Below are 24,987 nucleotides of genomic sequence, written 5' to 3'. Positions count from 1 at the left end.
TTAATCCATATCCTTATCGCTAAATGCTAGCGGCAAAATTTCTTTAAATTTAAATTCTTTAAAATCATTACTATTATTTGAAAGAAACACGGGTGCTGATCCGCCCATAAATTCACTCATAACCTGTCGACATGCTCCGCAAGGTTTAGACATTTCTTTAGTTCCATTAACAACAATGATTGCTTCAATTGAACGCACACCTTCAGAAACTGCTTTAAAAATAGCCGTTCTCTCAGCACAATTTGTGAGTCCATACGAAGCATTTTCTATATTAACACCTGAATAAATTTTACCATTGTCAGCCACCAATGCAGCTCCAACGTGATAATGAGAATAAGGTGTATAGGCATTTTCCATTGCTTTTATTGCAACATCGAATAACTCTTTTTCGTTAATTTCCAATAGTAGACTCCTTATTTTTCTAGGCCATAGGCACTAAGAATCTTTTCTTGTAATCCAATCATAACTTTTTCATCTTCTGGTTTGATGTGGTCATAACCATTAAGATGCAAAATACCATGAACGATAGTGTATCCAAGTTCACGATCAAAAGAATGCCCATAGTCCTTAGCATGTTCATCTACAATTTCAACACTAATAAATAAATCACCTAAATCAACAGGTAGGTCTGGGATCTGGCTCTCAATGTAATCTAATGAATCCTCACCATCATTAATAGCAAAGCTAATAACATCAGTTGCACGATCAACATCACGGTACTCTTTATTTATTTCATGAATCTTATCTTTAGTTACGAAATGAATTGAAAGCTCTGTACTATCTTTTAATTCCAAATCATTAAAAGTAAATTTAACTAAGTCTTTTACCCAATTTTCACGTTTTTCATCAATTAATTTATCATCATTAAAAATTTCTAAATCCATTTTTATCCCCGTATCATTATTCTGTTTTATCTGTTTCGTCATAGGCATCAATAATTTCAGCCACGACTGGATGTCTTACAACGTCGGCTGAAGTAAAGTTGATAAACCCAATATGTGGTAAATTATTTAAGATTTTCTTTGCTTGAACTAAACCACTTTTAGCATTTCTAGGTAAATCGATCTGAGAAATATCACCATTAACTATCATTGTTGAACCAAAACCTAGTCTAGTAAGAAACATCTTCATTTGTTCTTGAGTTGTATTTTGAGCTTCATCTAATATGACAAATGCTTCATCTAAAGTACGACCTCTCATATAAGCCAATGGAGCAACTTCGATGACCCCTCGCTCTAATAAACGGCCAGTATGTTCTGTACCCAAAATAGCATATAAAGCATCATAAATTGGACGCATATATGGATCAACTTTTTCTTTTAAATCACCTGGCAAAAATCCTAAACTTTCTCCAGCTTCTACAGCTGGTCTAGTTAAGATAATTCTTTTAACTGTTCCCTTTTTTAGAGCTGCTACGGCCATAACGACTGCTAGGTAAGTTTTACCTGTACCCGCTGGTCCAATACCAAAAGTTATATCATTGTGCTTAATTGCATTGATATATTGTCTCTGACCAAAGTTTCTAACTCTAACTGGTTTACCACCATAATCTTTGATCAATTCATCTTTATAGAGGTCCTCAAAATAATCTAAAGTTCCACGCTCGATCATTTTTAACCCACTAACGACATCAGGGGCACCTATACTGATCTTATTACCTGATAACTTGATAAGGATCCGTAAAAAAGTAATAGTCTTATTTACGTCGTCTTCGTCACCAGTAACATCTAACTGATCGCCAAAGGCATGTATTTTGACATTCATACCTTCTTCAATAAGTGTTAAATTGCTATCATTGATACCAAATATATTTGCGGCATCTTGTTGGTTTCTAATAGTAATGTTTTGCTTAACTTGTTCGCTATTTTCTGTCAATAACACACACCCTCCTATTATCTTGAATGATAGCACAAGAATGTAAAAAACTTATAAAAAAAAGGTTAAAACATATAATGTTTTAACCCTTTCTTTATATTAACGACGTTTCTTGTTGCGTTTACGAGCAGCTTCTGACTTAAGCTTTTTCTTTACACTTGGCTTTTCGTAAAATTCTCTCTTACGATATTCTTGAAGTGTACCACTTTTTGAGACAGAGCGTTTAAAACGACGAAGAGCATCATCTAGCGATTCATTTTCACGAACGACTGTTTTTGACATATTATGATATCCCTCCTTCCGATTTAAAGCGTAACTGTCTATTTCTTTCACAGTTCATATGTTATTATAACAAAAAGAAGGTAATGTTCAAACAATTTTTTAAATTTTTTAGGAGGAATTTGTTATGTCCCAACGAGTTGATGTATTTGCCCTATCAGATGCTGCCGGAGAAACGGCTGTACGTGTTGCTAAAGCAGCGTTTGCACAGTTCCCGCAATTGGATATTGTATACACCAAATATCCTTTCGTAAAAAATGATGACCAATTAAAAAATATTTTAAACCTGGCGAATGAGAAAAGAGCAGTTATACTGCATACAATTGTTTCTAAGGAAATAAGTGAGATCATTAATACATATTGCCAAGAACACCAAATTACTTATTATGACATTCTTAACCCTATTATTGGTACTTTTGGTCAGATAACTCATGAAGAGCCCTTACGTCAAAAGGGACTCATTCATGAACTAAACCAAAATTACTTTGATATGATCTCAGCTATGGAATTCACTGTCAATAACGATGATGGTAAAAATTCTAAGGGACTTTTAGAAGCTGACTTAGTTCTATTAGGAATTTCTAGAACATCTAAGACTCCTCTATCACTTTACTTAGCAAACAAAAATATTAAAGTTGCTAATCTCCCACTGGTACCAACAGCTGCAATACCAGATGAGTTGTGGAAAGTAAATCCTAAAAAAATCGTCGGACTAACAAATGATATGAACGTTTTAACAAAAATTAGACGTCAGAGAATGATAGCTTATGGATTAGATCCTGATACTACCTACTCAGAAGAAAATGAAATTCAAAAAGAATTAGACTATTCTAACAAGATTTACAAAGAACTTGGTTGTCCAGTTATCAATGTTGCTGATCGTTCCATTGAAGAAACTGCTGCACTCATTATGGAACAATTAAATATTAATGGATACACAAAGAGCTAGCCTTTGGCTAGCTCTTTTTTAATTTCTCTTGCATTTCTGGATCAAATTTCTGATTACGTAACATCTCAATTTCTAACTTATATGGTGCAACGCCCTTTTTATCATCTTCATTTTTCTTAACATAAGGAGTTTCCATTATTTTAGGTACTTCTTCTAACTGGGGATGATGAGCAACATAATTTAAAGTATCAAATCCAATTGTTCCAAAGCCAATGTTTTCATGTCTATCTTTATGTGAACCTTGTTCATTTTTAGAATCATTCAAATGGATCACTGAAATTTTATCAATACCTAGAATATGATCGAATTCATTTAAAACACCATCAAAATCATCTTTGACATTATAACCAGCATCATTCATATGACAGGTATCCATAGTTACAGACAATTTATCATTATGCTGACAATGGTCAAAAATCATTGCTAATTGTTCAAAATTTATTCCTACTTCTGTACCTTTACCAGCCATTGTTTCTAAAGCAATTGTAACTTTTTGATTTTCATCGATTGCTTCATCTAAGGCTTCTGCAATTTGTTTTAAGGCAACTTCTGGACCTTGTTTCAAATGAGCTCCAGGATGAAAACTGAGTGCCTCAATTCCCAAAGCATCCGCACGTTTTATTTCATCATGCATAAACGAAATACCAAATGGAAGATTTTCAGGTTTAACTGTATTTCCCAAATTAACAATATAAGGAGCATGACCAATTATATGGTCAATGCCATATAATTTTAATAATCTTTGCCCTTCTTCAATATTCATTTCCGAAACATCTTTACGGCGAGTATTTTGAGGTGCTCCTGTAAAAATCATCATCGCATTTGCATCGTAACTGTGCGCCTCTTTGGCAGATCCTGCCAACATTTTTGGTGCTTTCATTGCAACGTGTGATCCAATTATCATAATTAAGCTCCTTTTTGAAAAGATATTCTAATTTTAAATCAAAAAGAGAAAAGCTAACAGCTTTTTTCTTTTATTATTAATAAATATGTTTTTGATAGAACCTACCCATAATTTTAACTGTATCAGTAACACTAACAAAGGCATGTTGATCAGACGCTTCCATAGCTGTTTCTAAATCATGTAATTCTGATCGAGAAATAATTGTAAAAAGAATTGTCTTTTCTTCATGCTTATAGGCACCTTCTGCATCATGAACAATTGTTATACCTCGACGCATTTCACTTTGAATTTGTGTAATTACGTTTTTGGGTTTTGAAGTTACGATCATAACTTGTAACTTTTGATCCTTGTTATAAACCATATCTATAACTTGACCATTAATAAAAATACTTACCGCACTATATAAGGCATGAACCCAGCCAAATATTAGTCCAGCACAGGAGATGATAAAGATGTTGAAGATAATATTTATTGTCCCAACACTCTTTCCCGTCTTCTTTCTCAAAATAATTCCTAAAATATCAATTCCACCGGTAGATATACCGTTTCTAAGGGACATCCCAGTACCAAATCCATTTACTACACCACCAAAAATGGCACAAATAAGTGGATCAGCTGTAATTCTAGTACCTGGTAATAAATGCATCATTGTACTGGCTAAAGCGACTGCAACCACTGTAAAAAGGGTGAATTTGTGGTCGATCTTGCGCCAAGACAAAACAAATAATGGAGCATTTAATGCAAAATACATGACAGCTGTAGAAATATGGAATGGGAACCAGCGTCCAGTGACCGTTGAAACCAACTGTGCTGCACCGGTTACTCCAGAACCATATATCCCACCAGGAGTCCAAAACATATTAACGGCAATTGAAACCGTAATTGAATATAAGAAAGCTACTGAAAGTTTTGATAAGTTTTGATGCCTCTCAATTAACTTATCTATTTCATCCATATTAAGATTACTCCTATAATAATTTCATTTTCACCAATGTAATCTTAGCACAGATACGTCATTTTTCAGCTTATTTGCTGTGTTTTTTGATAAAATCTCCTCTTCCACCTTTTTCTTCCATTTCAAAACGCTCTGGATTCTTTTTATAGAAGTCCTGATGGTAATCTTCAGCAACATAAAACTCTTTTGCAGGTAAAATTTGAGTAACAATAGGTTCATCAAATTGGCCTGATTCTACTAAAGCCTTTTTTTCGGATTCAGCAATTTCTTTTTGTTCCTCATTAGAATAATAAATTACTGGTCGATAACTATCACCACGGTCTTGAAACTGACCCGTAGCATCTGTTGGATCAGCAACTTGCCAATATATTTCTACTAATTGCTTGTAAGAAAAAACATCAGCATCATACGTTATCTTGACCGCTTCAGTATGACCTGTTGTACCAGTACATACTTGCTCGTATGTTGGGTTTGGTACATGTCCACCTGTATATCCAGAAATAACCGAGATTATGCCCGGTTGTGTATCAAATGGTTTTACCATGCACCAAAAACATCCGCCTGCAAAAATAGCTGTTTCTTTTTTCATTATTTATCCCCCTCGTCAACGTACTTCTTAAATTCACCGTAGCCTTTTTTGTCCATCTCATCATATGGGATAAATTTTAAAGCAGCAGAGTTAATGCAATATCTTAGTCCACCTAGTTCTTTTGGACCATCATCAAACACATGTCCTAAATGTGAATTTGCAATTTTACTTCTTACCTCAGTTCTTTGAACCAACAATGAATTATCCTTATTTTCAGTTAATCTAGCAATTGGTTGACTGAATGATGGCCATCCACAACCAGCATCAAATTTTTTTGCAGATGAAAATAGCGGTTCTCCGCTTGCAACATCAACATAAATACCCTTTTTATAAAAATCGTCATATTCACCACTAAACGGTCTTTCTGTAGCGGCTTTTTGGGTAACATTATATTGAATATCATTTAGGTTCTTCAGATCTTTTTTATACTCATTTGCCAACCATATCACTCCTAACTGTATTATTTAGTATAACCAAGTATATTTGTATTTCTATAATTTAGCTCATATTTATTAAATAATTATTAAAAAAGAGATGCTATAAGGGTAATCGCCCCTTAGCATCTCTAATTTTGAACTAATTATTATTTATCATCTGTTTTTGAAACTTCGATACCTAGATCAACCAATTGATTAGGATCAACAGCTCGTGGAGCATGTGTCATTGGTTCTGTAGCATTTGAGTTCTTAGGGAAAGCAATAACATCACGAATATTATCTTTACCTGAAAGAAGCATAGCAAATCTATCCAAACCAATAGCCAAACCACCATGTGGTGGACAACCGTATTGTAAAGCATCTAATAGGAATCCAAATTGTGCATAAGCTTTTTCTTTAGTAAATTCTAGAGCTTTTAACATCTTTTCTTGGATTTCAGCATTATGAATACGGATCGAACCTCCACCTAATTCATAACCGTTCAATACGATATCATAACTTTGAGCATATGCCTTATGTGGATCTTCATCAAGATAATGAATATCCTCTTCGTTTGGCATTGTAAATGGGTGATGGGCTGCTGTCCATCTCTTAATACCTTCGTCATACTCAAATAGTGGCCAGTTAACGACCCATGTAAAGGCAAATTCATTAGGATCATATAGTTTTAATTCTTTAGCAATTGCTGTACGCAAGTATCCAAGTGAATCAGCAACAACTTTCTTCTTGTCGGCGACAAATAATACTAAATCATTATTCTCAAGGCCTAAACGCTTAATTAAAGCATCTTCTTGAGCAGTAATAAACTTAGCAACTGGTCCAGTGATCTTATCATCATTAAACTTAAGCCAAGCTAAGCCTTTAGCTCCAAAACGTTTGATGTATTCTTGGTAAGCTTCGATATTCTTTCTTGAATACTTGTCGGCATTATTTTTAACTACAATGGCCTTAACATGTCCGCCGTTATCAATGGTTCCCTTAAATACTTTAAATTCACTATCAGCGAAAACATCATTTAAGTCTTGTAATTCCATACCGAAACGAATATCAGGTTTATCTGAACCATATCTAGCCATAGCGTCATCCCAATCAATTCTTGGGAATGGCAACTTAACATCAATACCCTTTTCGTCTTTCATAACACGAGCAATCAAGCCTTCTGTAACTTCTTGGATTTCCTCAGCAGACATGAAACTCATTTCAAGGTCAATTTGAGTAAACTCTGGTTGACGATCACCACGAAGGTCTTCATCACGGAAACAGTGAGCTAATTGATAATAACGATCAAATCCACCCACCATCAATAATTGTTTAAACAATTGAGGTGATTGTGGTAAAGCATAAAAATGTCCAGGATAAACACGAGAAGGAACTAAGTAATCACGAGCACCTTCTGGAGTTGATGGTGTTAGATTAGGTGTTTCAATATCAATGAATCCATTATCATGTAAATATTCATGAACTGAATGCTTGATTTGAGCTCTTGTTCTAATAGCTTTTTGCATTTCTGGTCTACGTAAATCAAGGTAGCGATACTTTAATTTTGTTTCTTCTGATGCATCAACATCATCAGTAATTTCAAATGGTGGTGTAACTGATTTATTTAAAAGTTCAACTGTATCGACAACAACTTCAACTTTACCAGTTGTCATTTTGTCATTAATGGCACTTTCTTCACGTAATCTAACTGTACCCAATACATTGATAACATATTCTGAACGTAAAGTTTCAGCGACTTCCAATACCTCTTTATGATCAGTATTGAAAACTAGTTGAACGATACCTTTGTAATCACGAAGATCGACAAAAATCAATCCACCTAAATCACGTCGTTTTTGAACCCAACCGTCTAGAGATACTCGTTGACCAACATATTTTTCAGTAATGCTGCCACAGTAATCTGTTCTCTTTTCCATTATTATCCCTCGATTTTCTTCAATTCTTCAGCCAAATTATCCAAGGCTACACTGATTTGATCACCAGTAGCCATATTTTTAACATTGGCTGTATTATTTTCAATCTCGTCGTCACCAATAGTAACTGTATATTTAGCTTGCAAATGATCAGCAGTTTTGAACTGAGCCTTGATCTTTCTTTGTAAGTAATCTTTATCGGCTGTAAATCCAACTTGTCTAAGATTAGATAGTATCTTTACAGAAGCTTGCTCAGCTTTTTGACCAATAGTTACAAGATAAACATCCAAATCATTATTAATAACAAGATCTTCATCCTTTAATAACAACATCAAACGTTCAACACCTAGTCCAAAACCAATACCAGGTGTTTGTGGTCCACCTAACTCTTCGACTAATCCATTGTAACGACCACCAGCTAGAACTGTAATTTCTTTATTGTCAAATGCTGGATCAGTTACCATAAATTCAAAGATCGTATGGTTGTAATAATCAAGACCACGAACCATTGTAGAATCAACTTCATAATTTACATTCAAATCATCTAGAAGTTTCTTTAAATACTCAAAACGTTCTCTTGAAGCATCATTCAAATAGTCCAAAATTGAAGGAGCATTTGCAACGATTTTCTTATCATTTGCGTCTTTACTATCTAAAATTCTTAATGGATTCTTTTCCAATCTAACTTTAGAATCATCACTAAGTTGGTCCTTAAATGGTGTGAAGTAATCAACTAAAGCTTTATGATAGCTGGAACGAGATTCTGGATCACCTAATGTATTAATAGCTACTTTAAGGTTTTTTATTCCTAATTCATTCAAGAAATTAAGACCCATTGTAATAACTTCTACATCAAGTTCTGGTGAATCTGATCCAAACGCTTCAACACCAATTTGATGAAATTGTCTTTGACGACCTGATTGAGGACGCTCATATCTAAACATAGGTCCCTTATACCAAACTTTATATGGTTTGATATGTTCAGGTCCATAAAGCTTATTTTCAACATAAGCTCGAACAACTCCGGCTGTTCCTTCAGGACGAAGAGCTAAATGACGATCACCCTTATCTTTAAAATCGTACATTTCTTTTGAAACGATATCTGATGTATCACCAGAAGAACGTTCAAAAACTTCATAAGATTCAAAAATTGGAGTTCTGATTTCAGAAAAACGATAACGACTAAAAATTCTTTGTGCAACTGATTCTACATATTGCCACTTTACTGATTCACTGGGTAAGATATCCATCGTACCCTTAGGCTTTTGGTAACGCATAAAATTCTCCTTTTTTTGATAACCGCAGAAAAAAAGCACTCTTGCCAATAGACAAGGGTGCTTTTTGCACGGTACCACCTAGTATTTTTTCTACAGTTAACGCCTGTCAAACGATTATAAAACGTCACAATCTGATTACTCACCTGTTCTCAGCCCGCAGGTTCTCTGTACAGTAATTTTTGATCTGATTAAGAATATAAATATAAACTAATCAAAATAAGGCTAATTGTCAAGCTGGTTTTAGTTGAATTGAGTATAGTAAGCGGTTTAGAAAACTGTTTTTTTCTTATTTTTCAACTATAATTCATTTTAATTAAGATATTTTAAATAAAAATGTCAAATTTCTGTGAATTTTTTACTTTCTATCTTTTAAGTTTTGACTTTTTTCAGTAAGATATACATATGTAATCACTATAGCGACAACAAAGGAATCCTTTAAATGAAAAAGATAATAACTTTTTTAATTAAAAATAAGCTATTTGTTGCCATTGTTTTTTTAATCTCCTTATCGAGCTGGTCAACTGTAGCCTTGGCAAATGCCAATTCGGTTGTTGTTGAATCAGATTCGGTTAATGTCCGTGTTGGACCAGGACTCTCCTATTCCAATATGGGTCAAGTAAAAAAAGGCGATAAATTGGCCATTTTGGCTGAAAAAAATAAATGGTATCAAGTTCGTCTTTCCGGCGATAAAATCGGTTGGGTTGCAAGTTGGTTAATCGATAATACCGAGGTCAGTTCAGCAACTAATAAAGTAGGAATCGTAAAAGTCCCTAATACAACTGTTTTTAAGAAAAATAACTCTGATAGTGAAGTCCTAGGAACTATTGAACAATCTCAAAAAGTCACCGTTATGTATCAAGAACAGGATTGGTCTCAAATTCTTTATAAGGGTACTGCTGCTTGGGTAAAAACACAATTTATCCAAGGTACTCAAGAGACATCGGGTTCCTCAAATAGTTCAAACTCCAATAATGACATAAAAACAGTAACTGTAACCCAAGCAAATACTAAACTACGTATTGAGCCTAATGACAGTGGCCGAATAGTCAAAAGTGTTTCCGTTGGTAAAAAATTTGATTATTTAAGTAAATCTGGTAACTGGTACAAAGTTCGTGATAGTGATGGATCAGTGGGTTATGTTGCCAGTTGGCTTGTCACCATTTCTGGAACTAAGAGTGCTGTGAAATCAGCCGCCACAAATATTTCAGAAGCTACGATCGTTATTGACCCTGGACACGGTGGTACTGATGTCGGTGCAGAATCTCAAAGTAAAACTTATGAAAAGAATTTTACATTAAAATATGCCAAAGCTATTAAAGCTGATCTAGAAAAAACTGGTGCTCGCGTTGTTCTAACGCGTCCTGGTGATAATACTAAATCACTTGGTGATCGTGCTAGACTTTCAAGTAAAATCGAAGCTGATGCATATATCAGTTTGCACTTTGATTCAAGTGATCAATCTGATTCAGGTTCTGGTGTCACTACATATTATTATGAGAAAAATAAAGATGGACAGTTGGCAACAGACATTAATGATCAATTAAAGAATTTAGCTATTGATAATCGTGGTACTCAACAAAAAGACTTATACGTACTTCATTACAATAGTCAACCTTCTGTCTTGTTGGAGCTTGGATATATTAACTCCTCAAAAGACTATAAGCATATTAAATCTGATAGTTATGAAGAAAAAGTTGCTCAAGATGTTACAAATGGGCTAAAAGAATATTTTAAGTAAAAAAGTCATTCAATTAAGAATGACTTTTTTTACACACTTTTCTCTAACATTAATGCTTCATACGGACGTAACTTCACCATATTCTTATTTGAATCAATATCTCCATAATTACCTAAAATCAAATCATAATCACTATGGATTGTTCTTATTTGTTCTTCTTCAGTAAAGTTTGCCATAATTAATACTTTATTATCACCCTTACTTCTGACATAAGAATAAACACTATTATCATCATGATCGAGTAGTTTATAACTTCCTTCAATTAAAGTATCATTTTTCTTTCTTAACTTTATCAATCGTTGATAAAACTCAAAAATATTATTGGGAGATTTTCTGACTGCTTCAACTGAATAGTTATCTTTTTTGATTGCTTTTAACCAAGGTATACCTGTCGTAAAACCATAATTTTTACTTGAGTTCCATTGCATTGGTATACGTGCATTCTCACGGGACTTTTGTTGCAATACTTTAATTGCTGTTCCCTTGTCTGTACCATTTTTTATCAAATCATGATAAGCGTTGATCGATTCATGATCCTTATACTGTTTGATATCCGTAAAATAGGAATTCTTCATTGCTATTTCTTCACCCTGATAAATATAAGGTGTTCCCTGAAGTCCAAACTGTACTATTGCTAACAATTTGGCTGACTCATCACGATATTTATTGTCATTTAGGAATCTTGAAATTGCACGTGGCTGATCATGGTTGTTCCAAAACAATGCATTCCAACCATTATTTTGATGCATCTTTACTTGCCAGTCACTTATGACACTCTTTAAATCAGTCAATTTGTAATTGCCTAGAGTCCATTTCTTGCCATTGGTATAGTCTACTTTTACATGATGAAATGTAAAAGCCATTGATAGTTCTTGTCGTTTAGGATTAGTATATTTGACTGCCTCACTAATTGGTGTAGAGGACAATTCTCCTACTGTAACAAAGTCATTAGGTCCAAAAACTTTACGATACATTTCATGAATATACTCGTGAACATGTGGACCATTAGTATAAAAATTACGACCATCATCTGTGGGCGTTTCAAAGGTGTCATTTGGCATTCTTTTATCTTTAGAAATATTATTAATTACATCTAATCTAAATCCATCAATACCTTTATCAGCCCAAAAAGTTAACATCTTAAATATGTCTTGACGAAGTTTAGGATTACGCCAATTTAAATCAGGCATTGTTACATCGTATAAATGTAAATAATATTGATTTAATGAAGGAACATATTCCCATGCACTACCACTAAATTTAGACACCCAATTATTTGGTTCATGACCATCCACTGGATCTTTAAAAAGGTAGTAATCATGATATGGATTATCTTTTGATTTGATAGCTTCTTTAAACCATTTATGTTCATTTGAAGTATGATTTAATACCATATCCATAATTATCTTTATATTGCGTTTATGTGCTTCTTTCAAAAGATTTTCAAAATCTTTCATAGTCCCAAAAATTGGATCAATTTGATAATAATCAGCGATATCATAACCATTATCATTGCCTGGTGAAACGTACATTGGTGTGATCCAAATCAACTCAATTCCCAGGTCATGTAAATAATCCAGACGTGAGATAATTCCATTTATATCACCAATTCCATCCCCATTTGAATCTTGAAAACTCCTTGGATAAATCTGATAAACGGTAGATTTCTGCCATTGTTGCATTTCTGTAATTTCCTCGATTTCTTTCAAACACATTTTCACAAGTATATTACGATTTGTCTAAACATATGTCAACTTTGTTGAATTAACTTTTCTTCCTTTTTAGGCACATAAAAAGCAGAACTTAACAAAAGTTCTGCTTTATTCTAATCAACTAAGCAAACTCCAACACCAACCAAACCAGGTCCTGTGTGGACTCCAAGTGCGGGACCAACTTGTCCAAAGAATTCTTTAGATCCATTAATACCCTTACTGTCTAACAAAGCCATCATATTACCACCAGCAACTTCATCAGCACCGTGTCCAACTGCTAAAAGATAATCTTTATGGTCACCTATGAACTTGCTGACCATGTCTAACATCATCTTTTGACCTTTTTTCATACCACGTGCCTTAGCAGCGGTTGTATAGATACCATCGGAATTACATGTAATAATTGGTGCCAACTTGAGCATACTACCAACTACAGAGGTAACTAGACCTATTCTTCCACCAGCTCTTAAATATTCAAGAGTCGGAATACAAAAATAAACAACGGTATTATCGATCATTTTTTTAGTTCTCTCCAGAACTCGGTCATAGACTACTCCGGAATCGATAGCATCTTTAGTTCCAACGGCAATAAGTCCAGCCGCTACAGCAACTTGTTTTGTATCAAATGATGTATAGGTAAACCTACCATCATCTTCCAGTAAAACTTTCAAAAAGTTATAGGTTCCACTCAACCCCGATGAAATCGATATTGAAATAATGTGAGTATATCCATCATCGTAAATTTTATCTAAAGTCTTTTGAATAACTTCACCTGATGGCAAAGATGTCTTTGGTATTTCTGATTCCAGATCATCATAAACTTCAACAGCCGAAATATCTACTCGATCAAGATATGTTTTATCTTTGTAAATGATCTGCATAGGTATTTCATAAATACCATCTTTTTTTAAGTATTCTTCTGGTATATCACAGCAAGAATCTACCAATACAGCAATTTTTTCAGTCATTATTTTTTACTCTTTTCTTCTGATACTCCATTTTCAAGCATTAATACTTTACGTGTCATCCACTTGGTGGCAAAAGATACAGTAACCATTTCAACCATCAAGTAGGCTGATGTTGAATTATCTTCAGAAATCTTCTGTTCTTGATTTCGATAATTTAGCATTTTTAATGCTAATTCTTGTTTTTCACAAAAGAAATCAAATGCCTTTTCAATACCACCGTTTAAATCAGTCATAACTTGTAATCCTGACTTAATTTCATTAATGGAAACAACTTGCTTTAAAAAGGTAATGGCAATCAGATATGCCAAATGTTCTCTGGTATATCTTTTCTTGATTGGATGTGGTAATAACCCATTTTTTACATAATTGTTAACCATTGATGTAGTAACAATTGGACCATCTTCGATCCAGATTGGTTTTAAATATTTATCGAGCAACGTTAATAATTGATCTCGATATAAATCTAATTCTGGAAGTTCATTCCATCTAGGCAATTTGAATTTTTCTAGATTATCTAACCATTTTTGCAATTCGTCCATTAAAAAGCACCTCTTTGTGATTACCAATACAATTTATCATAATATTAATTACTATTCAATCTAGTTTTAAAAACTAGGTGAAAAAATATAAATAAAAAAACTATGATAAAAGTCATAGTTTATAAATTTTGCTGAAACGATAAATCTATTAAATCTTCAATTTAAAATTGTGCTCTAAAATCAGTTGGATTCATAGGTCCACCATTCTTAGCAAACTCTAGCAATTGCTTTAATCGATTCCAATTATCTTGATCAAGTTTTGTTTTATTAGACGCATTAGCTAACATAATTCCATTGACCGTTTTTGAAGCAATTATTTGTGGTGAACTTTTTTTATTATTTAAATAAGTAGCAGCAGTAATTAAAACTTTTAAAACGTCTGGATCTGAATCGGGATTCTTCGATAAAGAGTTATACATATCGTCAACAACTTCAAAGACCTGCTCATAATCTGTTCTATTCATATTGGACCATTCTCCTTATCTACGTTAAATATTTTATCCAATACAATTATACCAAAATAAAAAAGCTGAGATTTCTCTCAACTTTTTTATTAGTCTTCTGTTATTAAATCTCGTTCATGCCAACCGATGGCAATAATAACAAGAATACCGATAACACTTAGTCCGGCAACCATAGCAATGTTATTAGCAATCTTTGATCCACCTAAATATAGGTCACCTACGATAACTATTAATAGCGCACTTAGAATACCTGTCCATTGTAAACGTGTAAAGGCAGAACCAGTCTTACTTCTTTCTTCACGACGAGTAACATAAGGCATGATCGTACCCAGACCTATCAAGACAATAATGGCAACAAAGTTAATAATTAATTCATACCACCATGTACTTGTTCCAAAGGCAACGTCTTGTGGTCCGATACCAAATATAGTAGCAATAGCAGTAACGACCAAGCACCACCAACCTACAGCTAAAGCGGCCTTATCATTTTTAATATATACGTAATCTGATGGGAATTTCTTGCTATCCATACGAATTTTAATGAAAGCAAAGAATATCCAACATGTAACACCTGGAGAAATAATACCGTTAAGGTTTAATAGCCAGTTGAAAATATCATTCATACTTGGTAAAAAAATACCAAGTAACATTATGAATGCACTTAAACCACAAGTTAATAGATAACCATTTACAGGTAATCCAGATTTATTCTTCTTACGAAGAACTTTAGGCATAAACTTCGCACCAGTATCAGAAATCAACATTCTTGTCATGGCATCAAGTAAAACGGCTAATAGTGCTGCTAAATAAAATACCTCTGTCCATGCAAAAATATACATCAAAGTACTTCCCATATGGAATTGCTCACCTAGAGCTAAGAAAGCATAATATGAACCATTCATCTTCAAATCATTTGGCAAATGATAGGCATTAAAGAAAACACCTAATGAGAATGATCCAAAAATTGTTAAGAAAGCTGTCATAACAGCTAACATAATCATTGCTTTAGGAAATTCGCTCTTTGGTTTACGCATCTTAGTAATGAATGGTGCAATAAGTTCTGCCCCGTTCATGGCATAAATCAATAGTCCTAAAGTAGTTAAATAATGTAAATCAAATTTCGGAATAATTGTATGAATATTCATTGGTTGAGTGGCGATATGTCCACCCATACCTAGAGCAGCAAAAGTCATAAGAACGAACAAAACTGTCATTCCAAACATTGCAACTCCACCAATAGTACTTAGAAATTCCAAAGAATGCTTGAAACGTGATTGAACAAATATAAAGACAATAAATGTTATAACTGTCCAAAAAGCAAACCATCCATTAGACATAGTATTCTGTAATTTACCATTTCCATACCAAGCCCAACCTAATCCAACAACAATTGAATTGGCAGTATCGACAACGTATGGAACAGAAGCAGCCCAATAAGTCCAAGCTGTAAAGTATCCTAGAAATTCGCCACTAGTTCCACGAACCCAAGATGATAATCCACCACCTTCGTGGTTAAAAACTGATCCCAACTGTCCGACCATAAGTGAATATGGGATGACATATAGGAATAACATGATAACCCAAGAGGTAATAACACCCATTCCTTGGTTTTGAAAGTTATAGGTTAAGTCATCAAAACCAATTACCGTAACGAAGCTCATTAGGGCCAATACGGGCCAACTAATGAAGGACTTCTTCGGTTCTAAACTCTCCATAATAAATCCCCCGATAATAAAATATAAAATATATAACGTGCAACTTAATATTTTACAACTTATTGTCAATTAAAGGAGCAGAAAACGTTTTAAAAATTAATATAATATCTAAATAATTTTGACTTTAGATACCTTACTAAAGATAAACTCATTACGACAAAAAAAGACGCGCATTATTTGCACGTCCTTAATTATAGAATTCCATTTAAATCATTTAAACTTTTAATTTGATAATCTGCATCAGTTTCTTCATCCTCACTTAACAAAATTGTCTTTGCAAGAACACTCTTACCGAAATCAATATCGATCTTTCGATCACCAATAACAAACATATCTTTAGGATCAAGCTTATATTTGTCGATCAAGTAATTTAGCATTTCTGGATCAGGCTTTCTATTAAAGTCATCACTAACACTAACCATTTCTTCAAAATAATCAGCTATGCCTAGTTTTTTTGCTATATCAGAAATAGACTGATCTCGATGTGTAACTATGAATTGATCAAATTTCTTTGACTTCAAATAGTCCAAGCTTATCTTGGCATGTGGCATCAATCTAATTTGATCATGGAATTGTCTTTCATATAAAGTATATGCTTTATAAAAAGTATCTAAATCGTCCGCAGAAGTATCATCATTTTTTTCTAGTAAATCAGCCACAAATTTTCTGATTGAAGTTTCTTTTATACCATTGTAAATGGTATCTTTTGAAATTTTTATTTTGAAATTTTCAGCCAATGCCTTTTGCGTCGCCGCAACCATCCCTGGATAACTGTTGGCTAAAGTTCCGTCAAAATCCCAAATTATACTTGTCATTTTATCGCTCCATTATTATTGTTACTGGTCCATCATTAGTTAATGCCACTTGCATATCAGCACCAAATTCTCCAGTTTCAACAGTTAGATCATAGCTTCTAAGGGTTTGGTTAAATTGATCATATTTTTGACTTGAAGAATCAAATTCTCCCGCACCTACAAAACTTGGTCGGTTACCCTTTTTAGTATCAGCATATAAAGTAAACTGTGAAATAGACAAGATGCTTCCTCCAATATCTTTAAGAGAAAGATTCATCTTACCTTCACTGTCAGTAAAAATACGCATATTAGCAATCTTATGAGCCACGTAATTTAATGTTTCTGTTGTATCTTCATCTGCAAAAGCTACTAAAAGACAAAGTCCTTGATCGATTTGGCCTAGAGCTTCCCCCTTCACTGAAACTTTTGCATCTGAAACTCGCTGGATAACTACTTTCATATTATTCTATCGTCCTTTTTATTTCATAAACGTCTGGAATATTATTCAGTTTAGAAATTATTTTATCAAGATGTTCTTTATTATTCACCCCAACACTAACGTGTATAATTGCCATTTTGGCTTTATCCAAACGGCCATTAACGTTGTTTAATGAATTGGTTGTTGAATTTATAACTTGCAATACTTCATTTAACAATCCATTCCGGTTAAAGGCATAAATATCGAGTTCAGCAGAATAACGTTTATCTTGAGTAACATTATCCCAACTAACTTCAATAAATCTACGCTTAGCTTCTTCACTTTGAACATTTGGACAATCTGCTCTATGGATAGTTAATCCGCGTCCCTTAGTGATATAACCAACAATATCATCTCCAGGAATTGGACTACAACATTTTGCCAATCTGATCAAAAGATTATCAATTCCTTGAACTGAAATACTATTGTTAGGATTGTCTTGCGTTTTTTTAACTTGCGTACTTTCAGTTTGTTGAGGTTTCTTTTCATCGTCATCTGTTATTAAAGATTCCTCAAGCTCTTTTTTCTCTGCTTGCTTCTTACGATCAGGATCTTCACTTAATAACTTATGAACCACATTGATTGCAGATAATTCTCCATAACCAACGGCATTAAATAATTCGTCAGGATCTGTAAAATTAAAGATATCCATTGCTAATTCCAAGTGCTTTTTATCTAGATACTTCTTAGAAGACAACGAACGATTCTTTAATTCCTCTTCAATCGACTCTTTACCAATATCAATATTTTCATGACGATCTTTAACTCTAAAGTAACGTTTGATCTTGTTTCTCGATCTGGATGTAAATACAACATTCACCCAATCACGACTTGGTTTAGCATTAGCACTAGTCATGATCTCAACAATGTCACCATTTTTCAACTGATAGTTCAAAGGAACCATTCTAGCATTCACTTTAGACCCGACAGCATGATTACCAACTTCAGTATGTACTTGGTAGGCAAAATCTAATGTCGTAGAACCCTTTGGTAACTCTACAACTTCACCTTGAGGCGTAAATACATAAACACGGTCATTAAAAATCTCACCCTTTACTGACTTCATAAAGTCAGCTGCATTATCAGAATTCTCTTGTAATTCTAGAATTTCCCTAAAGACATCGATCTTCTGTTCATTTTCGTCTAATTTGACACCTTCAAAGTTACCTTCTTTATATGCCCAGTGAGCAGCAACACCATATTCAGCAACTTCGTGCATCTTATATGTTCTGATCTGTACTTCCAAAGGCTGACCACCAGGACCGATGATAGTTGTGTGAAGTGATTGATATCCATTTGCCTTAGGGACGGCAATATAGTCCTTAAAACGTCCCGGAATAGGCTTCCACTTCGAGTGAATTGATCCTAGGACAGCATAACAATCTTTAACTGAATCAACCACGATCCTAATTGATAACAAATCATAAAGTTCAGAAAATTGCTTATGCTTATCACGCATTTTCTTATAAATCGAATAAATATGTTTTGGACGACCGTAAATATCATATTTAATACCTAGGGCATCAACACTAGTTTTAATGTAATCAATAGCTTCAGCAATATAAGCCTCTCTTTGATCACGTTTACTATTCATTAAATGAACGATTCGATAATACTGTTGAGGATTAATGTAGTGAAGTGATAGATCCTCAAGTTCCCATTTAATTTTACTGATACCTAATCTATCAGCTAATGGAGCATATATCTCCAAAGTTTCTGTGGCAATTCTACGTTGTTTATCGGGACGTAAAGCTTTAAGAGTGCGCATGTTGTGCAATCTATCAGCCAATTTAACCATAATAACACGCAAATCTTTAGCAGTTGCTAAGAGCATTTTACGGTGATTTTCGGCCAATAATTCCTGATGTGAATGATATTTATACTTACTTATTTTCGTAACACCATCAACAATCGTAGCAACTTGATCCCCAAACAATTCATTAACATCACCTAGTGTGATATTAGTATCTTCAACAACATCCTGTAAATAGCCTGCCGCTACGGTATATGGATCCATGTGTAGCGATGCAAGAATTTGAGCTACTTGTGTTGGATGAATGATATAAGGTTCACCGGTTGCACGTTTTTGTTCCTTATGCACATAAGCAGCAAATGTATATGCCTTATTGACGAAATCGACATGTTCGTCATTCATATATTTGCGACAAATATCTAGGACTTCATCAGGAGTATAATCTCTATTCTTTTTCAATTTTGTCCCACCCCTTCTACAATAAAAAGCACTCTACGAGTGCTTTTCTTTACGTATTATTATGCTTGCTTTATTGACAAAAAACAATTAATTTTCCTTATCAAATAAGAAATATATCAAAATACTTAAAATTAAATAGATTCCCGCTAAAAAGTATCCATATCTTCCATACTTTATAAAAACACTAATCACAAAAATAACTGGGAAAATTATCATGTTATAGAACGATAATTCATATTTTCGACAAAACCAGCCAATGAATCCTGAAAAGAAAATATTAATAACAAAAAATAACCAAATAATTCTATTGGATTTACCTAAATGAAACATATTAAAAATTATTGGCATAATAAAAACCAAAACAATAGAGATAAGCGATATATACGTTGTTTTTGAATGTTCCGCTTTTTTTAAAAGATTTTTCAATTTTATATTCCTCATTTTGATGATAATTCATAATTATATGATAGCACTGAAAGGAAGTACATAGGAGCTGTTTCCGCCCTCATGATCCTTGGTCCTAAACCAACGGATAAATAATTATGCTCATTCAATAAATCTACTTCTTTGGGTGAAAATCCACCCTCTGGTCCAAATACACCAATTATTGACTTTGCTGATTCCTTATCTAAAGATCTAACCAACAAACTACTCTCACCTTTTTTAGCAGATTCTTCATAAGCAATAAATTTTAAATCTGAATTATCACCTATTAATTTACTCAAATCACTTAAATAGATAACTTCTGGAATGATTCTTCTTTTTGATTGTTGTGCGGCATTTTTAGCAATCTCTTGTAATCTAGCTAGTTTTTTCTCAACTACATTTTGTTTCCAATGCATGATTGAATATTGAGAATTAAAGAAAATTAGCTTAGTAGCTCCTAATTCCGTTGCTTTTTGTGTGATCCATTCGACTTTATCTTTTTTAGAAAGTGAGCAAGCAACTGTAACTTCAACCGGAAGTTCTGTGGAGGGTTTGTCACTTTTAACTAACTCAAATTTGATGGTCTTATTATCTTTGTCTATTTCTTGAATAGTTGCTAAGTATAATTCCTTAAGTTTATCAACAAAATAAATTTGATCTGATACTTTATGACGTAAAACTGTAACAACATGCTTAAAAATTTCAGTGTCATCAATTGTAACTAAATTAGTTGTAAATGTTTGATTAACGAAGTATTGCTCCATCTTGTAATTCAGCGTCCTTTACTCTTTTACAGATCAAAGTTGACCATCCCTTAAGATGAAAGGCCTCTAATACTGTAAATCCATGTTTTTCCATTTCAGATGTTATTAAGGTTTCTTTCTCATTAATTATACCTGATAAAACTACAAATCCATTATTGTTTAAGTGACTGTCAATATCAGGAATAAATTTCATAATAACATCCGCCAAAATATTAGCTACTATTACATCGACTTTACCATCTACACCATCTAATAATGAATTTTCATAAACTTCAATGTCGTCACAACCATCATTTAGTTCTAAATTCATTTTTGCGGCTTCAACAGCTTCAGGGTCTAAATCAAAAGCCTTTATCTTAGAAACTCCAAGTTGGCGCGCCTGAATAGAGAGTATTCCTGAACCAGTACCAACGTCATATAATGAGTCGGCATCTCCTAAGATAAGTTCTAGCGCCTGCATACAAGAATAGGTAGTTGGATGGGTCCCTGTTCCAAATGATTTACCAGGATCCATAACTATTAAATGTTCATCTTTATATTTGGGTTTGTAATCTACCCAATTAGGAACAACAGTTAAATAACGGCTAATATGAACTGGATGGTAGTATTGTTTCCATTCATCGACCCAACTACTATCATCAACATCACTTTCCGAAACTTCTACATCTGAAATGTCAAATCCAAAATTGGATAATTTTTTTATTTCATTTATTAATTCATCTTTTAATCCATCTCGATAACTATCTTCATTAAAATATGAATTTATCTTTGTTGAAACTGATTCATCTTCATCATCAACTAGCTCAGTACCGTTAGCACCAATTTTCATGAAAACATCAGAAATGATTTCTTGATCAAAATCATTAGGAATTGAAACACTTAATTTTTTCCAAATCATAAAAATTCCTCCGTAATTACTATTAAGGTTACTAAAAATTGGGTATAAAAAAAAGACGTTTTTCACGTCTTAGCCGATATATTTACCGATTGTTTCCATAAATTTCGATTCACAATTCTTAATTTTTTGTTGTGCTTCAATAGACAATTCCCTATTTAATACATTATGTTTTTGATCCATACAATCTAAACCATTGATCAACTCAATAAAATAGCTATTTAATGTTTGATCCAATTTAGAACTCTCAAGATGGTACTTAGTAATGTACGAATTGCAAAGTTGGCTGAACCTTTTAACATTGATTACATAATTGTAAGTTAAACGAGAATAATTTTCATGTGTCAAAGCTTCTCCTCGTTCAATTAGATTCATTGTCTTGAAATATTCAACGAATACCTCACGATATGTTAAGAATCTTTCCACGAATACATTAGTTTCCAATAATTGACCTCTAGCAATTGTTTTTCCCATTTAAAACACCTCATTTCTGTTTTTTATAATATATCATACATTTTTACTTATGCAAACTATAAGTTATAAATAAAATAAAAATATTTGTAAAAAAAGACGTACTGACCATTTTTGATCAATACGTCTTATATAACAGTCTTTTGATGACTATTCTTCTTGTTTAAGTTTTTCTTTAGCAGCGACTTTTCTTAAAGATTCATTATCCTTAAATAGCTTTTGTGCTTCTGATAACTTTTCTGGGCTTTTTTTGATTTCTTGAGAAATTTTACTGAAATCATTTTTAATAGGATCATTATCCTTTTTATTGCGTTTAAAAAAACTCATTCTTTTCGCTCCTTCAACTATTAAACGTTGTTATTATATAACAAGTCATTAGAAAATTACTCATTTTTTTAATTAAAGTCAAAAATAATAATAAGCAATAAATGCTTATTCCTTTCTCAGATTATTAAAAGTTTATATTATTTGTTATGATGAAGAAAGTAATCTATTAGTCTGGTGAGGAAAATGAGTAAGAAAAAGAAAAAGATTTCAAAAACTTTAGTAGAAAAAATTCTTGATAAGGAAAATGTTGAATATAAAGCAATGACATTCCCAACAAAAGCCGAAGGCGATACTCAAGAATTAGTTCATGACGGAAGTATGCAAGATGGATACAAAATATATAAAACGTTAGTTTTGACTGGAAATAAAACCGGACCATTAGTCGGCATGATTCCCTTAGATAAACATCTTAGTTACAAAAAGTTAGCTAAAATATCTGGAAATAAAAAAGTTGGTATGGTTCCTTTAAAAGACCTGATAAAAACAAGTGGCTTTGAGCATGGAGCTAATAGTCCGGTAGGTATTCGCTCATTACATAATTACCCTATTTATTTTGATAATGAGGCTGAACGATCTGAGAAAATAATCGTCTCAGCGGGAAAATTAGGTCAGTCACTTCTAATTGAACCACATGATTTGGCAAAAGTTGTCGATGCAAAATTTGGTGACTTTGCTGTTGATGACCCAGAATAGACGACACATCATATCATTTTGTGCTTACTCTTATTTGGATTATTTAATAAAAAAAGATAGAATTAAATAATATTTAACAAAAAGAAGGAGATTATTAAAATGGAAAAACGCATTCAGGGCTCATGTACATCGATTTTAGTTGGTAAGGATGCTTCTATCGATGGTTCAACAATTATTTCACGTAATGATGATGGTCATGAAGCTCTTGACCCACAACGTTTTGTAGTTGTAAAACCAGAAGATCAACCAAGAGAATATACTTCAGTTATAAGTAAACTTGAAATTGATCTTCCTGACAAACCACTTAGTTATACATCAATTCCTAATTCAATTTTAACTAATGGAATTTGGCCTGCTGCAGGAATCAATAGTAAAAATGTTGCTATGTCAGCTACCGAAACTATCACAACTAATCCTCGAGTTTTAGGATTGGATCCACTTATTGACGGTGGATTAGGTGAAGAAGATTTAGTTACAGTGGTTCTTCCATATGTTTCAAGTGCTCGTGAGGGTGTTAAAAGACTAGGCTCCCTATTAGAAAAATACGGAACTTATGAACCAAATGGTATTTCATTTTCTGATAATGAAGAAGTTTGGTGGTTAGAAACAATCGGTGGTCATCACTGGGCTGCGGTCCGCATCCCTGATGATGCTTATGTAGTAGCTCCAAATCGCATGAACATCGATAATTTTGACTTTAGTTCTGATGACACTATGTGTTCAGATGATCTTAAATCATTGATTGATGAAAATAATTTGAACCCAGATTTTGATAAATATAATTTGAGACATATTCTTGGTAGTTCTTCAGTCAAAGATACTGTATATAACAACCCACGTGCTTGGTACGGTCAAAAATTCTTCAGTCCTGGTACCACACCTGAAGATCCAATGGATCAAGATTTACCATTTATCTGCCATGCAAATCGTAAAATCTCAATTGAAGATGTAAAATTTGTTTTGAGCTCACACTTTGAAAATACAAAATATGATGTTTATGGAAATGGTACAGAATCAGAAAAGAAATTATTCCGTCCAATCGGTATAAACAGAAACCATAACGTTCATATTTTACAAATCAGAAATAACGTACCTGATTCAATCGCAGGTATCCATTGGTTAGCTTATGGAGCAAATACATTTAATACTGTTGTACCTTTCTACAGCAATGTAACTGATACACCTGCTTCATTCAAAAATGCTACTGGTAAATTTAACATGAATAATATGTATTGGTTAAGTTGTACAACTGCCTTACTTGGCGATACTAATTATGATTTCTATGTTGATATGAGAAACGATTACGAACTACAGGCAATGAGTGCCTATCATAAGATCCAAAACGAAACTGATAAAGACATTGATAACCATGACAACGTAAATGAATATTTAACATCAGCTAATGAAAAATTAGCCAATGAAGCATTTGAACGTCAAACAGCTTTGCTTGGTAACATGGTTATCTCTGGATCTGAACAAATGAAGTTAAGATACAATTTAAATGACTAGAGAGTGTGACAACACATTGTCAGCTTTCGAACATTAGGTAAATAAAGAGAGGCTGTGACAAAAGTCCTAAGAAAAAAGATCAGAACGTGGAAATCGTAAGATTT

The 24,987-nt window shown here is 33.3% G+C and carries 26 protein-coding genes; 4 read left to right on the top strand and 22 right to left on the bottom strand.

Features of this window, described 5'->3' with window-relative positions; genetic code table 11:
- From FC72_RS04780 to rpsU, 4 genes are all read right to left on the bottom strand, one after another.
- Positions 1-396, bottom strand: coding sequence for a cytidine deaminase (locus FC72_RS04780; protein ID WP_083480752.1), 396 nt, complete (start codon positions 394-396; stop codon positions 1-3).
- Between the two features lie 17 nt (positions 397-413).
- Positions 414-884 carry an rRNA maturation RNase YbeY gene (gene ybeY / locus FC72_RS04775; protein ID WP_057765319.1) on the bottom strand — a complete coding sequence of 157 codons (471 nt, stop codon included), beginning with the start codon at positions 882-884 and terminating at the stop codon, positions 414-416.
- Positions 885-900: 16 nt separating this feature from the next.
- On the bottom strand, positions 901-1,875 hold the full coding sequence (locus FC72_RS04770; RefSeq protein WP_057765317.1) for a PhoH family protein: 975 nt from the start codon (positions 1,873-1,875) through the stop codon (positions 901-903).
- Positions 1,876-1,974: 99 nt separating this feature from the next.
- A complete protein-coding gene (rpsU, locus tag FC72_RS04765) occupies positions 1,975-2,157 on the bottom strand; it encodes a 30S ribosomal protein S21 (RefSeq protein WP_057765315.1) in 183 nt (60 codons plus the stop codon).
- Positions 2,158-2,281: 124 nt separating this feature from the next.
- Between rpsU and FC72_RS04760 the strand changes: the two genes are divergently transcribed.
- Positions 2,282-3,103 carry a pyruvate, water dikinase regulatory protein gene (locus tag FC72_RS04760; RefSeq protein ID WP_057765313.1) on the top strand — a complete coding sequence of 274 codons (822 nt, stop codon included), beginning with the start codon at positions 2,282-2,284 and terminating at the stop codon, positions 3,101-3,103.
- Positions 3,104-3,110: 7 nt separating this feature from the next.
- Here the strand turns inward: FC72_RS04760 and FC72_RS04755 are convergent, their stop codons facing one another.
- The 6 genes from FC72_RS04755 to hisS form a co-directional block, all read right to left on the bottom strand.
- A complete protein-coding gene (locus FC72_RS04755; protein WP_057765311.1) occupies positions 3,111-4,007 on the bottom strand; it encodes a deoxyribonuclease IV in 897 nt (298 codons plus the stop codon).
- A 76-nt stretch (positions 4,008-4,083) separates the two neighbouring features.
- Positions 4,084-4,962 carry a YitT family protein gene (locus tag FC72_RS04750; protein ID WP_057765309.1) on the bottom strand — a complete coding sequence of 293 codons (879 nt, stop codon included), beginning with the start codon at positions 4,960-4,962 and terminating at the stop codon, positions 4,084-4,086.
- Between the two features lie 70 nt (positions 4,963-5,032).
- A complete protein-coding gene (msrA, locus tag FC72_RS04745; RefSeq protein ID WP_057765307.1) occupies positions 5,033-5,551 on the bottom strand; it encodes a peptide-methionine (S)-S-oxide reductase MsrA in 519 nt (172 codons plus the stop codon).
- A complete protein-coding gene (msrB, locus tag FC72_RS04740; RefSeq protein WP_057765305.1) occupies positions 5,551-5,991 on the bottom strand; it encodes a peptide-methionine (R)-S-oxide reductase MsrB in 441 nt (146 codons plus the stop codon). The genes msrA and msrB overlap by 1 nt, the downstream gene beginning before the upstream one ends.
- A gap of 143 nt (positions 5,992-6,134) precedes the next feature.
- Positions 6,135-7,904 (bottom strand): aspartate--tRNA ligase, encoded by a 1,770-nt coding sequence (gene aspS, locus FC72_RS04735; RefSeq protein WP_057765302.1) that lies wholly within the window; start codon positions 7,902-7,904, stop codon positions 6,135-6,137.
- 2 nt (positions 7,905-7,906) lie between these two features.
- A complete protein-coding gene (gene hisS, locus FC72_RS04730) occupies positions 7,907-9,178 on the bottom strand; it encodes a histidine--tRNA ligase (RefSeq protein ID WP_057765300.1) in 1,272 nt (423 codons plus the stop codon).
- A 439-nt stretch (positions 9,179-9,617) separates the two neighbouring features.
- Between hisS and FC72_RS04725 the strand changes: the two genes are divergently transcribed.
- Positions 9,618-10,916: an N-acetylmuramoyl-L-alanine amidase family protein gene (locus FC72_RS04725; RefSeq protein WP_057765298.1), complete on the top strand. Its 1,299-nt coding sequence runs from the start codon at positions 9,618-9,620 to the stop codon at positions 10,914-10,916.
- A gap of 29 nt (positions 10,917-10,945) precedes the next feature.
- On the opposite strand, the gene FC72_RS04720 is transcribed toward FC72_RS04725, so the two are convergent.
- From FC72_RS04720 to FC72_RS10895, 12 genes are all read right to left on the bottom strand, one after another.
- Positions 10,946-12,598 carry an alpha,alpha-phosphotrehalase gene (locus tag FC72_RS04720; RefSeq protein WP_057765297.1) on the bottom strand — a complete coding sequence of 551 codons (1,653 nt, stop codon included), beginning with the start codon at positions 12,596-12,598 and terminating at the stop codon, positions 10,946-10,948.
- Between the two features lie 143 nt (positions 12,599-12,741).
- Entirely contained in the window at positions 12,742-13,596 is an 855-nt protein-coding gene (locus tag FC72_RS04715; RefSeq protein WP_057765295.1) for a DegV family protein, read from the bottom strand.
- A complete protein-coding gene (locus FC72_RS04710) occupies positions 13,596-14,135 on the bottom strand; it encodes a DUF1836 domain-containing protein (protein ID WP_057765293.1) in 540 nt (179 codons plus the stop codon). Before FC72_RS04710 ends, FC72_RS04715 begins: the two co-directional genes overlap by 1 nt.
- A gap of 161 nt (positions 14,136-14,296) precedes the next feature.
- Complete coding sequence (locus FC72_RS04705; protein WP_057765291.1) at positions 14,297-14,599, bottom strand: hypothetical protein; 303 nt, start codon at positions 14,597-14,599, stop codon at positions 14,297-14,299.
- 89 nt (positions 14,600-14,688) lie between these two features.
- Positions 14,689-16,314, bottom strand: a complete 1,626-nt coding sequence (locus tag FC72_RS04700) for an APC family permease (protein ID WP_057765289.1) — start codon at positions 16,312-16,314, stop codon at positions 14,689-14,691.
- A 191-nt stretch (positions 16,315-16,505) separates the two neighbouring features.
- Positions 16,506-17,129 (bottom strand): HAD-IA family hydrolase, encoded by a 624-nt coding sequence (locus FC72_RS04695; protein ID WP_057765286.1) that lies wholly within the window; start codon positions 17,127-17,129, stop codon positions 16,506-16,508.
- A gap of 1 nt (position 17,130) precedes the next feature.
- Positions 17,131-17,568, bottom strand: a complete 438-nt coding sequence (dtd, locus tag FC72_RS04690) for a D-aminoacyl-tRNA deacylase (RefSeq protein WP_057765284.1) — start codon at positions 17,566-17,568, stop codon at positions 17,131-17,133.
- 1 nt (position 17,569) lies between these two features.
- Positions 17,570-19,741 carry a RelA/SpoT family protein gene (locus FC72_RS04685; protein ID WP_157051113.1) on the bottom strand — a complete coding sequence of 724 codons (2,172 nt, stop codon included), beginning with the start codon at positions 19,739-19,741 and terminating at the stop codon, positions 17,570-17,572.
- A gap of 494 nt (positions 19,742-20,235) precedes the next feature.
- The gene (locus FC72_RS04675) at positions 20,236-20,988 is read right to left on the bottom strand and encodes an RsmE family RNA methyltransferase (RefSeq protein WP_057765278.1); all 753 of its coding nucleotides are present in this window, start codon (positions 20,986-20,988) and stop codon (positions 20,236-20,238) included.
- Positions 20,969-21,886: a 50S ribosomal protein L11 methyltransferase gene (prmA, locus tag FC72_RS04670; RefSeq protein WP_057765276.1), complete on the bottom strand. Its 918-nt coding sequence runs from the start codon at positions 21,884-21,886 to the stop codon at positions 20,969-20,971. Before prmA ends, FC72_RS04675 begins: the two co-directional genes overlap by 20 nt.
- A gap of 69 nt (positions 21,887-21,955) precedes the next feature.
- Complete coding sequence (locus FC72_RS04665; RefSeq protein ID WP_057765274.1) at positions 21,956-22,357, bottom strand: hypothetical protein; 402 nt, start codon at positions 22,355-22,357, stop codon at positions 21,956-21,958.
- Positions 22,358-22,504: 147 nt separating this feature from the next.
- Positions 22,505-22,681 (bottom strand): hypothetical protein, encoded by a 177-nt coding sequence (locus tag FC72_RS10895; protein ID WP_164477887.1) that lies wholly within the window; start codon positions 22,679-22,681, stop codon positions 22,505-22,507.
- A 183-nt stretch (positions 22,682-22,864) separates the two neighbouring features.
- Between FC72_RS10895 and FC72_RS04660 the strand changes: the two genes are divergently transcribed.
- Both FC72_RS04660 and FC72_RS04655 read left to right on the top strand, forming a co-directional pair.
- A complete protein-coding gene (locus FC72_RS04660; RefSeq protein ID WP_057765271.1) occupies positions 22,865-23,374 on the top strand; it encodes an aminoacyl-tRNA deacylase in 510 nt (169 codons plus the stop codon).
- Between the two features lie 99 nt (positions 23,375-23,473).
- On the top strand, positions 23,474-24,883 hold the full coding sequence (locus FC72_RS04655; protein ID WP_057765270.1) for a C69 family dipeptidase: 1,410 nt from the start codon (positions 23,474-23,476) through the stop codon (positions 24,881-24,883).
- The last annotated feature ends 104 nt before the right edge of the window (positions 24,884-24,987 follow it).

The sequence above is a fragment of the Companilactobacillus tucceti DSM 20183 genome (genome assembly GCF_001434665.1).
Taxonomy (GTDB): domain Bacteria; phylum Bacillota; class Bacilli; order Lactobacillales; family Lactobacillaceae; genus Companilactobacillus; species Companilactobacillus tucceti.
The sequence above is the reverse complement of the archived record's forward strand: the minus strand, read 5'-3'. Positions and strand labels throughout refer to the sequence as shown.